This is a genomic window from Pseudomonas sp. GW821-FHT01A09 (genome assembly GCF_058986725.1).
In genome coordinates, this window is record NZ_JBYSWB010000002.1 from 233712 (window position 1) to 247852 (window position 14141).

Annotated in this window: 15 protein-coding genes; all 15 read left to right on the plus strand. The window is 58.2% G+C overall.

Annotation, left to right across the window (positions count from 1 at the left end; all coding sequences use genetic code 11):
• Nucleotides 1–3: 3 nt before the first annotated feature.
• The 15 genes from AC3WJP_RS03325 to AC3WJP_RS03395 all read left to right on the plus strand — a co-directional run bounded on the left by AC3WJP_RS03325 (nt 4) and on the right by AC3WJP_RS03395 (nt 14125).
• Complete coding sequence (locus tag AC3WJP_RS03325) at nt 4–717, plus strand: TIGR03759 family integrating conjugative element protein (RefSeq protein WP_493719809.1); 714 nt, start codon at nt 4–6, stop codon at nt 715–717.
• Nucleotides 699–1253, plus strand: coding sequence for a lysozyme family protein (locus AC3WJP_RS03330; RefSeq protein ID WP_493719810.1), 555 nt, complete (start codon nt 699–701; stop codon nt 1251–1253). Before AC3WJP_RS03325 ends, AC3WJP_RS03330 begins: the two co-directional genes overlap by 19 nt.
• On the plus strand, nt 1250–1723 hold the full coding sequence (locus AC3WJP_RS03335; RefSeq protein ID WP_493719811.1) for an integrating conjugative element protein: 474 nt from the start codon (nt 1250–1252) through the stop codon (nt 1721–1723). The genes AC3WJP_RS03330 and AC3WJP_RS03335 overlap by 4 nt, the downstream gene beginning before the upstream one ends.
• Before the next feature lie 10 nt (nt 1724–1733).
• A complete protein-coding gene (gene traD, locus AC3WJP_RS03340) occupies nt 1734–3857 on the plus strand; it encodes a type IV conjugative transfer system coupling protein TraD (protein ID WP_493719812.1) in 2124 nt (707 codons plus the stop codon).
• Between the two features lie 18 nt (nt 3858–3875).
• Nucleotides 3876–4622 (plus strand): TIGR03747 family integrating conjugative element membrane protein, encoded by a 747-nt coding sequence (locus tag AC3WJP_RS03345; protein WP_493719813.1) that lies wholly within the window; start codon nt 3876–3878, stop codon nt 4620–4622.
• 120 nt (nt 4623–4742) lie between these two features.
• Nucleotides 4743–6479, plus strand: coding sequence for a dsDNA nuclease domain-containing protein (locus tag AC3WJP_RS03350; RefSeq protein WP_493719814.1), 1737 nt, complete (start codon nt 4743–4745; stop codon nt 6477–6479).
• A 210-nt stretch (nt 6480–6689) separates the two neighbouring features.
• A complete protein-coding gene (locus AC3WJP_RS03355) occupies nt 6690–7016 on the plus strand; it encodes an integrative conjugative element protein, RAQPRD family (protein ID WP_493719815.1) in 327 nt (108 codons plus the stop codon).
• On the plus strand, nt 7013–7252 hold the full coding sequence (locus AC3WJP_RS03360; protein WP_493719816.1) for a TIGR03758 family integrating conjugative element protein: 240 nt from the start codon (nt 7013–7015) through the stop codon (nt 7250–7252). Before AC3WJP_RS03355 ends, AC3WJP_RS03360 begins: the two co-directional genes overlap by 4 nt.
• A gap of 18 nt (nt 7253–7270) precedes the next feature.
• The gene (locus AC3WJP_RS03365) at nt 7271–7648 is read left to right on the plus strand and encodes a TIGR03745 family integrating conjugative element membrane protein (protein ID WP_236470415.1); all 378 of its coding nucleotides are present in this window, start codon (nt 7271–7273) and stop codon (nt 7646–7648) included.
• Between the two features lie 7 nt (nt 7649–7655).
• Nucleotides 7656–8057: a TIGR03750 family conjugal transfer protein gene (locus AC3WJP_RS03370; RefSeq protein ID WP_493719817.1), complete on the plus strand. Its 402-nt coding sequence runs from the start codon at nt 7656–7658 to the stop codon at nt 8055–8057.
• Complete coding sequence (locus AC3WJP_RS03375) at nt 8054–8695, plus strand: PFL_4703 family integrating conjugative element protein (protein WP_338743833.1); 642 nt, start codon at nt 8054–8056, stop codon at nt 8693–8695. The genes AC3WJP_RS03370 and AC3WJP_RS03375 overlap by 4 nt, the downstream gene beginning before the upstream one ends.
• Nucleotides 8692–9507, plus strand: a complete 816-nt coding sequence (locus AC3WJP_RS03380) for a TIGR03749 family integrating conjugative element protein (protein WP_493719818.1) — start codon at nt 8692–8694, stop codon at nt 9505–9507. The genes AC3WJP_RS03375 and AC3WJP_RS03380 overlap by 4 nt, the downstream gene beginning before the upstream one ends.
• Nucleotides 9497–11008: a TIGR03752 family integrating conjugative element protein gene (locus AC3WJP_RS03385; protein WP_493719819.1), complete on the plus strand. Its 1512-nt coding sequence runs from the start codon at nt 9497–9499 to the stop codon at nt 11006–11008. Before AC3WJP_RS03380 ends, AC3WJP_RS03385 begins: the two co-directional genes overlap by 11 nt.
• Nucleotides 10971–11387, plus strand: coding sequence for a TIGR03751 family conjugal transfer lipoprotein (locus tag AC3WJP_RS03390; protein WP_493719820.1), 417 nt, complete (start codon nt 10971–10973; stop codon nt 11385–11387). The genes AC3WJP_RS03385 and AC3WJP_RS03390 overlap by 38 nt, the downstream gene beginning before the upstream one ends.
• The gene (locus tag AC3WJP_RS03395; protein ID WP_493719821.1) at nt 11387–14125 is read left to right on the plus strand and encodes a conjugative transfer ATPase; all 2739 of its coding nucleotides are present in this window, start codon (nt 11387–11389) and stop codon (nt 14123–14125) included. Before AC3WJP_RS03390 ends, AC3WJP_RS03395 begins: the two co-directional genes overlap by 1 nt.
• Nucleotides 14126–14141 lie beyond the last annotated feature (16 nt).

Consider the following 14141-nt stretch of genomic DNA (forward strand, 5'->3'; position numbering starts at 1 on the left):
GCCATGAAAACCTTCGTGTCGTTATCCGCCTGGTCGATGGGCTGTTTCTGCCACCTGGCCCTGGCCGCCCCTGACATCTCGACCGCAGACCACACTGCACCTGAGCGGCAAGCATTGCGGGCTTCAGCCCAGCACTCCCAGGAGATATGGGGGCTCACCGAACAGGAATGGGCCAAATTCGAATCGCTGCAAGCGGGTCCGCGCCGCTATTGGAGCCCGCAACTCGATCCTCTGACGACCCTCGGCGTCGAAGCTGAGACGGACCAGGAACGCCAGCGCTATGCTGAGCTGCAGGTTCGCCTTGAGGCCCAGCGTGCCGAACGCGAGCTGGCCTATCAGAAGGCCTATACGCAGGCGTGGGCCAAGCTGTACCCCGATTTGATGCCAATCCAGGGCATGGCGACTACCGCTGGCACCGTCTCTCAAACCGCAGCACGCAGCGCGCTCTTCGTCAAAGACGATTGCGACAGCTGCATGAGCGCGGCGAAGCGCCTGCAGGACCAAGGTGTGGCGTTTGATCTGTATCTGGTAGATAGCGACGGCGATGACGATTCGGTCCGTCGCTGGGCTAAAACAGCTGGGATTGTCCCAGCCAATGTTCAACGTCGGCAGATCACCCTCAATCATGACCGCGGTCGCTGGTTCAGCCTGGGTGCCTATGGCTCGCTCCCCGCCCGCTTCGAACAGGTCGATGGCCAATGGCAGCGCATCGAATAGCCTGGCTGGCCGTGCTGCTGCCGGTGCGGCTGGTGCTTGCTGAGAGCATCCCGCCGCCGGCTTACCAACTCGTCGCAGCGCGCGCTGGCGTCCCGGCGACCGTGCTGTTCGCGGTGGCGCTGCAGGAGAGCGGGACGCTGCTTCGCGGTCAGCGCATCCCCTGGCCCTGGACACTGAACATTGCCGGTCAGGGGCAACGCTATCCCACGCGTGATGCAGCCTGCCAAGGGATACACAAGGCTGCGAGGCAACACGATCTCAAACGTATTGATGTCGGCCTGGGGCAAACCAACCTGGGCCATAACGGCGCACGCTATTCATCCCCATGTGCCGCCCTGGATCCGCAGCAAAACCTCATCGTGACCGCTACGCTACTGCGCGAGCACTACGATCTGACCGGCGATTGGGTTCTAGCGGCCGGCCGCTACCACCGTCCAGCGGGTGGTGCGATTGCCGAGCGCTACCGCGCCCAGTTTCGACAGCAGTTGCAGCAGTTACAGGCCTCTACCTCTCCCCCCTTGGAATCCTCACCATGATTGGACATGACCTCAATCGCCTTTTGCTGTCTCTGGGTATCGCTGCGCTGTGCGCTGCACCCGCAGTAGCGCAGGACAACACAGGAAAGCTCAACCTGGTATCGCCGTCGATCATCCATACCGACATGCCCCTCCCTTCGGGACTGCACTGGATCCTGCCGGTACGCAGCCCCAAGATGAGCCCAGGCAATGTTGAAGCGAGAACGCTGCATATGCCGGGCCTTAAACCTTTCTTCCTGGTCGGAGAGGATGCGACATCGTTGGATTGGCTAAGCAGCAATGCCACCCGCCTGACAGAGCTAGGCGCCGCCGGACTCGTGGTGGACGTGACTGACGCTGGCTCTCTGCAGCACATCCAGTCGCTGGTACCCGAGCTCACCGTCATGCCGGTGAGTGGCGATGACATCGCCGAGCGATTACAGTTCTCCCATTACCCGGTACTGATCACCGCCACTGCGCTGGAACAGTAAGGTACCCGTCATGGCCGATCACGTGATGGAGTCGTTGCTACGCCCCGCCGTCGAGCTGTACACCGTGGCGGTCTGCGGAGGGGCCGCTGCGCTGTGCCTGCACTCCCCTTGGGCTGTCGCGCTCTCTCCGGAGATCGGCGCCGGGATGGCCATGGCCTACACAGCCTTCGGCCTCAAGCGGCTCAATGAAGCGCGCATGGTGCTGCGCTACCGGCGCAATATCCGGCGCCTGCCCCGCTACGAGCTGACCAGCCGCCAAATACCGGTGAGCCGTAAACGACTGTTCATGGGCAGGGGCTTTCGCTGGACCCGCCTTCACACACAGCGCCTGGTCGAAGCTCAGGATCCGGATGTCGCCCGTTACGTAAACCAATCGTTACCCCATCGCATGGCGCGGCACCTCGAAAGGCGCCTGGAATGGGCGCCCTACCCGCTCACTCTCCTGGGCCGCGCCACTGCCTGGGACAGCGCCCTCAACCCCGTCAGACCGCTGCCGCCGGTGGGTGGCTCGCCGCTGCTGCATGGGGTCGAACCCAACGAAACCGAAGTCAGCCTGCCGCTGGGCGAACGCGTTGGACACACCCTGGTGCTAGGCACCACACGGGTCGGTAAAACGCGATTGGCAGAGGTGTACATCACCCAGGATATCCACCGGAAAGCGCCCGAGGTGGTGATCGTGTTCGATCCCAAGGGCGATGCCGATCTGCTCAAGCGCATGTACGTCGAGTCGCGCAGGGCCGGTCGTGAAAAGGAATTCTATGTCTTTCACCTGGGCTGGCCCGACATCTCCGCGCGTTACAACGCAGTCGGTCGTTTCGGCCGCATCTCAGAGGTGGCCACCCGCATTGCCGGCCAACTGAGCGGCGAAGGCAACTCGGCGGCGTTTCGCGAATTTGCCTGGCGCTTCGTCAACATCATCGCCCGCGCGCTGGTCGAGCTGGGTCGCCGGCCTGACTATCTGCTGATCCAGCGACACGTGGTGAACATCGACGCCTTGTTCATCGAATACGCCCAGCAGTTCTTTGCCCGGCATGATGCCAGTGCCTGGGAAGCCATTGTGGAAATCGAGGGCAAGCTCAATGAGAAGAACGTCCCGCGGCACATGGTCGGGCGCGAAAAGCGTGTGGTAGCGATCGAGCAATACCTGGCCGCCAAGCGCATCTTTGATCCGGTCATGGATGGTCTGCGCTCGGCGGTACGCTATGACCGCACCTACTTCGACAAGATCGTGGCTTCCCTACTGCCATTGCTGGAAAAGCTCACCAGCGGCAAGACCGCGCAGTTGCTAGCCCCCAACTACACCGACCTCGAGGATCCGCGGCCGATCTTCGATTGGATGCAGATCATCCGCAAACGAGGCATTGTTTACGTCGGCCTGGATGCCCTCACCGACGCAGAAGTGGCCGCGGCAGTCGGCAACTCCATGTTCGCGGACCTGGTGTCGGTCGCGGGTCATATCTACAAACATGGCGTTGACCATGGCCTGCCGGGCGCCGATGCCTCCGGGCAAAAACTCCCGATCAATCTGCACGCCGATGAGTTCAACGAGCTGATGGGCGATGAGTTCATTCCGCTGATCAACAAGGGCGGTGGCGCCGGTATCCAGGTGACAGCCTATACCCAGACCTTGAGCGATATCGAAGCCAGGATCGGCAATCGCGCCAAGGCCGGTCAGGTCATCGGCAACTTCAACACGCTGCAAATGCTTCGTGTGCGCGAGACCGCGACCGCCGAGCTGCTCACGCACCAACTGCCCCGGGTCAATGTGCAGACACGCACCCTGGTCTCGGGCGCCACTGATACCGCGGATCCCGATGCCCATACCGACTTCACCTCGTCCTCCCAGGATCGCGTCAGCACCACTGCCGTGCCGCTGATCGAACCCGCGCACATCGTCAGTCTGCCCAAGGGCCAAATGTTTTCCTTCCAAGAAGGCGGACAGCTCTGGAAGGTGCGGATGCCCCTGCCTAAACCGGCGGATGACGATGCCATGCCCAAGGACCTGCAGGAACTTGCCACCCGCATGCGTGCGGCGTACAACGCCCACGCGAACAAGTGGTGGACCGCCAGCGGCGGTGGTCCGACCGTGGACTATGACCCAGAGCAACCCCCGCCTGGACGCCGACGTGGATAGCGGTATTGCACAGTCCCTATGCAAGCGGCTAGTACCGTGAGCGCCGATCCGCCGCGGCAGGCCCCACCGCAGCAACGTCCTGGCCTGATCATGTCGTTCATTGCCGGCGTGCTAAAAATCATCGGACTGCTCTTCATGTCCTTGCTGGCGTCGATCATCATGGAATACATAGGGCTGATCTGGTTCTGGCCGGAGCAAGGCTGGCACCACAGTTATGCGATGCTCGACAGCGAGCTCGCGTGGCTCAGCAGCCACTTCAAGAACTCGCTCATTGTTGAGCAACCGGGTGCAGAGACGCTGAAGGTTTTAACCCTTCTGGAGGAGTGGCTCATCGAGCGAACCGGGCTAGCGCACCTGGATGCTCGCGCCGGCGAGATCGGTCAATCCGATAGCTTCTGGGCGTGGGTCGGCGGCATGTATGTGCTCACGAAGGACTATATCCTCGCCGCGGTCTACACGACGATGACTTTTGCGGTGCGCCTGGTGGTGCTGACGTTAGCGACACCGCTGTTTTTGCTCGCGACGCTGACGGGGCTGGTCGACGGACTGATGCGCCGGGACTTGAGAAAGTTCGGCGCCGGCCGTGAGAGCAGCTTTATCTATCACCGGGCCAAGCGATCGCTCATTCCCCTGATGTTTATGCCCTGGATTATCTATCTGTCGTTGCCGACCAGTGTAAACCCGCTATGGGTATTCATACCATGCGCTGCCCTGCTAGGCGTCATGGTGGCCGTCACAACTTCGACCTTTAAAAAATACCTGTGATAGCCAGACCAATTAGCGCAAAGCGCTAGCGCGCACTTTTTTTTCTCGCACTGGGGGATGTTGCGGGTTGAAATTGACCTGCAGTAGCTTCACACTTTAGCTCTCATGGGAGAGCACACATTGAATTCACAAAACCAGTTAAAATATAACTCTATACCGCTTGGATTAAAACCGACGATCTCGATGGATATTGCATCCGAAGTACGCAGGGCCTACGCATATCAAACTGCGGCGGGAGTAACGCTTATCTGCGACGCGCTAAAAAGGGATAACTATAAAGAATTTTGGTTCGAACACCATGACGATATCATAGGCGTAAACCATAGCGGAAAATATGATATTTTCCAAGTAAAAACCAGAGAGTCCACCAAAAAATGGACACTCCGCGATAAAGAAATTGTAAAAGCCATTACGAAATTTGGAAAACTTGAAAATGATTTCGGCAGACACATACAAAATTATTTTATCTACTCTAACACACCTCCATATATCCCATCAGAATCCTCACCACCAAGCCCCAAACAACAGATCAGCCTGGTATCACTCAGAGAAGCTATCGATAGCTCCACCAATAAAGATGAAGCATTATCGAGCATAGAAGAACTAGAAAAACTGTCCAAATCTATTGGGCAAACCATAAGCATCACCAGAAGCATAATCTTCAAACTTGAGTTCATCAAAGGACGTAGTCTAGAGGACTTTCGTGAGGGCCTGGCAGCCGACCTATTTTCCCTTCCCCTACTTGATGGACTCTCGATATCTAAACTTCAAAAACTAGGAAATCTCATTTTTCAACGAGTGGAACAAGCTAGCACCCTAGATCTACCGGGACTTGATATTCTCACATCCATCACATCTCCAGCAGGCCTTCCTTCTCGGCTCATAGAAAATAAGTGCGTCACCATCAACGCTGTGAGAGCATTACTAGATGAAGAGACCCGCCGCAATAGAAGAAGCTATCACCTAAAGATCGGCAGCGCGGTTAGTATATTGATTATCTGTACAGCGTTTACCGGTTTGTTTTTTTACAAACCAGACTCGGAAACGTTATTGGAAAAATCCTTAAGAGTAGTCCATTCCGCCAGGAACGCTTCGCTCCCTCCCACATTCGCTGAATCGATATCTGCAATAAGAGCTGCGAAACTCCCTCTAGACGGGATGGACCTCAGCGGTGCCACTCTTCGGTGCCAGGATATGTCAAAGCTAAATTTAAGTCGAATTAATGGCCAATCAATGCACGCAACCGGGGCTAAATTCCTCGAATCGCAATTGTATATGGCTGACTTTTCACAAAGTGAGCTCAACGCCTCATCTTACGCGAGAGTGACAGCAGATAGTGCGATATTTGACAATTCAAATATGCTTTCTACAGATTTCTCCGACTCCATTGTCAGATGGGCGAGCTTTAAAAATGTCACATTAAACGGATCAGAATTTTCGCGATCAGACCTATCTCAGTCCGACTTCACAGATGCGGACCTTACTCTTACGGAACTACAGAACACCAACCTTTCCGGAGCAAAATTTAACAATGCAAAGCTGGACAAATCCAACATTTCCGGAGCAAATTTCAAAGGCGCTATTGGATTGACACAAAGCATGCTAAACGTGGCGTGCGTTGACTCTTCCCCACCGACTTTAGACTTCGACTTAAAGGCTCCTATCACCAAATGCTTTACTGATGACGACTCAAAAGCAAAGCGCGCGGTCATGCAACAAGTGTATGCAGTGATCGGACAGATGGCTGTATTGGGTGGCTATTGCAAAGAAGGCCAGTTCATCCCTCGAGCACCGGACGGGCATGGACACATAGAGCAAGAGCTGCCTTTCTTTATACCATTGAGACCAAAAGACTAATAACGACTACCAGCCACTACGGATTCCCTTCGGATAAACTTATCCTCCACTTGAGGACCCCAGCCACCCTGACGGCTGCACACCGCAATGCAATGTTGCCCCCTGACGTATCACTCAAAACTTATTTGGGCTACTCCTATTCACTTTATTCAAGGTTGCAGTGACTAAAAACCCATAGGCTCTCGCTCAGTACCCACTGAGACGAGCCTTATGCCTGTGCTGAAACTTAGAAGCTATCTGCTCAGCCTAACCACTCTGGCATCCCTCAATGCGATGGCGTATGCCGGCGATGAACGCGCAGAACTGGACCTCATCATTCAGCAAATCCGAACGATCAATCAGATCGCGCAGCGTGCCGACCAATCGTCGAACTCGACTGCGCGCTACCGATTTGATTACCCCCGGTTTCGCCAGGACCTTCGGCGTATCGAGGCAGGCCTCCAGGATTATCTATCCCCTCGCCGTGCCCAACCTGCCGATCCCACCGAACTGATCGGCGATTACACCACCGAGCCCGCCCGCGAGTCATCGCCATGAGCATGAGCGATGCACAAACCGCCGCCTTCCAAGGCGCCGCCGGCTATACCCCGCAGCTGAGCTCCGGGCTCTGGATTTCGCTGACGCTGGTGATCGCGCTGCTTTGGTGTAGCTGGGCGTTGTGGACCGGCTACCGAGGCTGGGCAGTGGGTCATGTGAGTTTCGGGGCACTGGGCGGCAGTGCCGCCCGGGTGTCCGTCGCATTGTTGGTCCTGATGTTTTTCACGTTGTCCTGATGCCCTGGAGGTAATGCCATGATCCCCACCGTCCTCAACACTGCGCTGATCAAATCCCGCTACACACAAGCCAAGCAGCAGGCTTTCGGCTTGGTCCTTATTCTAGGGCCAGGCATGGCGTTGGCCGAGTTGCCCGCCATGGAAGCGCCCTCTCGCGGCGAAGGCGGCGGCTTGATTGAGACCATCAAGAACTACGCCTATGACGGCGGCATCATGATCGGGCTGCTCATCGCCGTACTGGCCTTTCTGGGGGTCGCCTGGCACTCCCTGACGGTCTACGCCGACGTGCAAAACCAGCGCAAGACCTGGAAGGATCTGGGCGCGGTGGTCGGGATCGGAGCTCTGTTGGTGGTGATCATTCTCTGGTTCCTCGACAAAGCCGCCACCATTCTGTGAGGCCCACATGAGTGACGATATCGCTCGCCTGGCAGATGGCACCTTGAGCTTCCTGCCAGAGCGTTTGAACCGGGATCCTGCCGTACTGCGCGGGCTCACCAACGACGAAATGTGGGTGTCATTGGGTGCCGGCGCAGTGATCGGCCTTGTTTTCGGCGTGCCGCTGGCGATCGTCACGTCGTCGATCGCCATGGCGCCTACGGGAATGATTGTCGGCATGGCGATCATCCTCTTGGTCAGCGGCACCCTGCTGCGCCGCGCCAAGCGTGCGCGCCCTGAGACCTGGCTGTACCGCAACCTGCAATGGCAGTTGGCCGTTCGTTGGCACATCGGCCAGGAGGCACTGGTAATCCATTCCGGCCCTTGGATGGTTCGTCGTACGCGCCGCCTGCGAGGACCAAGACCATGAGCCGATTCCGCAACAAGGTGGATGCCCAGCAGGCTCATATCATCAGTCTACGCATGGGGGTGGTTGCGCTGACCCTCGTGTGCGCCGGCCTGTGGTATGGCTGGCAGTCTGCGCCGACCTCGCTGACGGTACATGTGCCACCGGACCTGCGCTCAGGCAGCACGCGCAAATGGTGGGACGTGCCTCCCGAGAACATCTACTCGTTTGCGCTGTACATCTTCGGCCAGCTCAACCGTTGGCCCACGGATGGTGAAGCTGATTATCAACGCGCCATCTATGCCTTGCAGTCCTACCTGACACCTTCGTGCAGAACGTTCCTGGAAGGCGACTTCGAGTTTCGCAAGGCCGCCGGCGAACTGCGCGATCGAGTGCGGGGGGTTTATGAAGTACTTGGCCGCGGGTACAGCGACGACCCCGAGTTGCGGGTCGCCCAACTCGACGCAGATTCCTGGTTGGTGAAACTGGATCTAAACGCCGACGAGTATTACGCCGCGGAACCGGTAAAGCGCGTTGTGGTGCGTTATCCATTGCGGGTCATCCGCTTTGACATTGATCCCGAACGGAACAAATGGGGCCTGGCGCTCGACTGCTACCAAGGTACACCACAGAAGCTGATATTGCCGGGAGGTGATTCATGAACCCACATTCGTGGCGCACTCTGCTAGCGCTGTGCCTGGGGATCAGCACTGGCGCCCAGGCCGTCGAGGTCAAACAATGGGACCGCCTACCGATCGCCGTACCCCTGATCGTTGGACAGGAACGCATTATCTTTGTCGACCAGGACGTCCGAGTCGGCATGCCGGGGGGCATTGCCGGCAAGCTGCGAGTGCAGTCGATCGGAGGCACGGTGTATCTGCTGCCGTCTGACTTGATCGGGCCAACGCGGCTCCAACTGCAATCGATCAGCACCGGCGAAATCATTTTGCTGGATGTGGACGCTCAACCCGGCGAGCGCGCTTTGGAACCTATTCAAATCGCGACCACATCTTCGACCACTGAAGCCGGTGGAACAGGTAGATCCGAACGTCCACCGCAGCGTACGCCCGTTCCCGTCGCCCTGACCCGTTACGCCGCCCAAAACTTGTATGCGCCCTTGCGCACAGTCGAACCGCTTCCCGGCGTTCGACGTATGGCGTTGAAGGTCCCCACCGACTTGCGCCATTTGCTTCCCACCCAACACGTTGCGATCACCCCGCTGTCCGCCTGGCGACTCGATGACTTCTGGGTAACCGCCGTGAAGATCAAGAATCTAAGCCTTCAGGTTATTGAGCTGGATCCTCGCGAACTGCAAGCTGAATTGTTCGGTGCTGCTTTCCAACACTCGACACTGGGTCGATCCGGGACCGCCGAAGACACCACCGTCGCCTATCTGATTACGCGCGGCAGTGGCCTGGATCAAGCCGTTCTGCTGCCACCGACCCCGCCTGTAGGTGACGACCATGAAGGCTAACGCACTGCTTAAGTGGCTCGTACCAGGCGCCCTGGTGGCCGTGGTGCTGATTATTCTCCGCTCTTGGGTCAGCGATGCCCCAACCTCTAGCTCTACCGTCTCAGCGGAAGCGGAGCCGGTGCAACTGACCGCCGACCAAGCGAAGTCCTTGGGCATCGCCGGTGACACCCCCCGCGACACGGTCGCAACGCTGGTGGGACAGGTCAAAGCGATGCGCACCGAGATGCTGTCACTGAAGAAAAGCAACGATTCCCTGCAATCGGAGAACAATCGTCTGCGCACACGCGAAGGGAGCATCGATACCCGTATTCAATCAGCATTCGGCAGCGTGACGCAGCAGGTCAGCGAGGAGCGCAAGCAAGCCGATGCGGCACGCCAGAAAGCCGAGCAGGACAACCGCGAGGCCAAGTCCTTGTTGTCCCAGTTGAAGGATCAACTCTCCGGATTGGGGGGAAAGAACGATGATCTGCCAGTGGGATTCGGCCTGGAACCCGGCGATGGGGACCGATTCAAGTCAGCGGTCAGCGAGAACGATGCCATGCGCTGGGTCGAACCCTCGGACAGAGCCGCTTCCGCCAAGCCCGGCGAAGGCTCGACTGCGCTGTCCAACCTTCCCTCGCAGTTCAAGCTCGACGGGTTGAAAGACAACGCCATCGATCGTGGCCAAAAACAACTCCGCGCCACCTCGAAGGGCGAGCGCGACCTGGACGGCAAGACCGACCGCACTGAGGGTGCCCGCCCCGTCTACACCATTCCCGAAAACTCGACCCTCATGGGATCGGTGGCGATGACCGCACTGATCGGCCGGGTGCCAGTGGACGGTACCGTCAACGACCCCTACCCCTTCAAGGTGCTGGTCGGTCCGGAGAATCTCACCGCCAACGGCATCGATCTGCCCGACGTGGCAGGAGCGGTCATGAGCGGCACGGCTTCAGGTGATTGGACCCTGTCATGCGTACGCGGCCAAGTCGAATCGATCACTTTCGTCTTTCAAGACGGCACCGTGCGCACCGTCCCGCAGCCGCAAGCAGTGGTCAACCGCAATACGGCCGCTACACAGTCCAGCAGCACCGAAAAAATCCGCGGCGGCCTGGGCTTTCTCTCGGATCCTTATGGTATCCCCTGCATCGCCGGCGAGCGCCGCTCCAACGCGCAGCAATATCTGGGCAGCCAGAGCCTGATCACCGCCGCCGGCGCCGGACTGGCCTCGGTGCTGAGCAATGAGCAGAACAGCACCAGCGTGATCAGTTCAGGCAACACGGCGCTGGGCATGTCTCAGAGCAACGGCAACAGCGCTTTGAACTCGGTGCTCAGCGGCGGCATCAGCGATATTCGCGAGTGGGTCAACAAGCTCTATGGCGAAGCCTTTGCCGCGGTTTATGTGCCGCCGTCGGCCAAGGTGGCGCTGCACCTGGACCATGAGATCGCAATCGACTACGAGCCCAAGGGCCGGAGGGTGAACCATGAAAGCACATCGGTTTCGTCACTGGATCTCGACTAGCCTGCTGCTGGTATTTTTGGCTGGCTGCTCTACCGACAAGGAAGCCATGCTGCCCCACGGAGAGCAGACCATGATGGATATCTGGAACAGTGCTGGATCTGTCGGCACCCAGCAGCAGTTGTTCGATGCACGCAGCGCGCTAAGACGCCCGCTGGTGGATCCTTCCTCAAATGCCGGTGAGCAGGCCAGTTACACCCGCACGGCTAAAACCGAGATTCATAATTTGTTCCCTCGACTGCCTAATCCGGACCTCGTGCTCTATGTCTATCCGCACCTGAGCGGCTCCGAGCAGGCGCCGGTGCCAGGGTACTCGACGGTGTTTCCGCTCTATCGGACGGTGCAGTATGCGCAGCCTGGCGAACGCGTGGATGACCTGTGATGGCGGAGGATCAAGCGGGTGCTCGGCCCTTCTGGAAGCCCTGGCGCGATGATCGACGTCGCCGCGCCACCCAGGGCGACGAGTCAAAGTTCTATGATGCTAATCCCAGCTTCACGGATCATCTTCCCTGGGTGGAATACCTGGAGGAAAGCCAATGCTTTTTGCTCGACGACAACCGTTCCGTCGGTGCCGCGTTCGAACTGACTCCCATTGGCACAGAGGGGCGAGAACCAGAATGGCTGATGACCGCGCGTGATGCCCTCGAAGATGCCCTGCAGGACAGCTTCGAGGAATTGGATCGTGCGCCATGGGTGGTGCAGTTCTTTTGCCAGGACGACAGCGACTTCTCGCCGTACCTGCAAAGGCTGTCGGATTACATCCAGCCGAGTGCCCGCGGAACCGCCTTCACTGAAGCCTACCTTGAACTGACCCGGCAACATCTCAAGGCCATTGCCAAACCTGGAGGATTGTTCGAGGACACGGTTGTCTCGCACCTGCCATGGCGTGGCAGCAATCGTCGCGTTCGCTTGGTGATCTATCGCCGCGTGCAGAGCTCAGACGAAGACGCAGGGTCGCCGGTCGCATCTCTGGAGCGCGCCTGCGAGCGCATATCTGCATCACTGCAGGCCTGCGGTGTTGCACCACGGCGTGTGGACGGTAAAGCTTTCTACGCCTGGCTTCTGCCTTGGTTCAATCCCGCACCGACGCTTACCGATGAGGCGCCCGCTGACTTCTACGCCCGTGTCCCCTATCCCGAGACGTCTGACGGCGAATCCCTAGAATTGCCCTTCGATCATGACTTCACTGAGCGACTGTTCTACAACGAACCTCGGTCCGATGTGAATCACGGACGATGGTACTTCGACAATCAGCCGCACCGGGTGATGGTGGTGGACAAACTTCGCAAGCCGCCACACATCGGCCAGGTCACTGGTGAGACTCGCAAGGGTGAGGCCTTGAACGCGCTCTTCGATCAATTGCCCGACGACACCATCATGAGTTTGACCATGGTGGTGACGCCGCAGGACGTGCTCGAGGAACAACTCAATCGCCTGTCCCACAAGGCCATTGGCGAGAACCTCGCCTCCACTCAGACCCGACAGGACGTTGAACAAGCGCGTGCGATCATCGGGCGGCAACATAAACTCTACCGAGGAACGCTGGCGCTCTACCTTCGAGGTAAAGACGATCGCGAACTGCATCAGCGATCAATTCAGGCGGCCAACGTCTTACTGGCGGCTGGGCTTCAACCTGTGCGCGAAGGTGACGAGGTGGCCGCCTGTAACAGCTATCTGCGCTGGCTGCCCATGACCTATAACCCCATCCAGGACAAACGCAATTGGTATACCCGACTGATGTTTGCCCAGCACCTGGCCAATCTGCTGCCCCTGTGGGGCCGTAGCATTGGTACCGGCAACCCCGGCATGAGCTTCTTCAATCGTGGCGGCGCACCACTGACCGTGGACCCGCTGTCACGCCACGACCGTGCCATGAACGCGCACCTGCTATTGTTCGGTCCCACTGGCTCTGGTAAGTCGGCCACTCTCGTCTCGCTGCTGATGCAGGTCATGGCGATCTACCGTCCGCGGCTGTTCATCGTTGAGGCGGGCAATTCCTTTGGGCTGCAGGGTGATTACTTTGCGACGCTCGGCCTATCGGTCAACAAGATACAGCTCAAGCCTGGTACCGGCGTCAGCCTGGCGCCTTTCGCTGATGCGCGGCGTCTGGTCGATGAACCGCACAAAGTAGCCTCTCTGGCAGTTGAAGATCTGGACGAAGCTGAGGATGACAGTGATGAACAACGCGATGTCCTGGGCGAACTGGAGATCACCGCGCGGCTAATGATCACTGGCGGTGAAGCCAAAGAAGATGCTCGGCTCACCCGCGCCGATCGCAGTCTTATCCGTGAATGCATTCTGGATGCAGCGAGGGCTTGCCAAGTCACCCGAACACCTGTCAGAACGAGACATATCCGTGATGCACTGCAGCATGTGGCCGGCAACGCACACTTGCCTGATAAACGCCGTGACCGAGCTCAGGAAATGGCTGAATCCATCGATCTGTTCTGCCAGGGATTCGAAGGTGAGCTGTTTGACCGCGAAGGCACACCGTGGCCCGAGAGCGATGTGACCATCGTCGACCTCGCGACCTATGCCCGAGAGGGATACGAGGCACAGATGTCGATCAGCTACATCAGTCTGATGAACACGGTGAACAACCTCGCCGAGCGTGACCAATATCTTGGCCGCCCAATCATCATGGTGACTGACGAGGGGCACATCATTACCAAGAATCCCCTTCTCGCCCCATTCGTGGTGAAGGGGACCAAAATGTGGCGCAAGCTTGGGGCCTGGTTCTGGCTCGCCACACAGAATCTCGCAGACTTTCCAAATGCCGCTCAGACCATGCTCAACATGATCGAATGGTGGGTATGCCTAAACATGCCACCGGCTGAAATTGAGGAGATCGCGCGCTTCAAGAAACTTACGCCCGCACAGAAAGCGCTCTTGCTAACCGCAAGTAAAGCGTCCGGCAAGTACACCGAAGGCGTCATCTTATCGAAGAAAGTCGAGACTCTATTTCGTGTAGTCCCACCGAGCTTGTACTTGGCGTTAGCTATGACGGAGCCGGAGGAAAAGGCGCAGCGTTGGCAGGAAATGCAGGCCATGCACTGCTCCGAACTTACCGCAGCCATCCGCGTCGCTGGGAAAATCGATACAGCGCGGGGTATCTATTAGCGGCCGGGTTAGTACT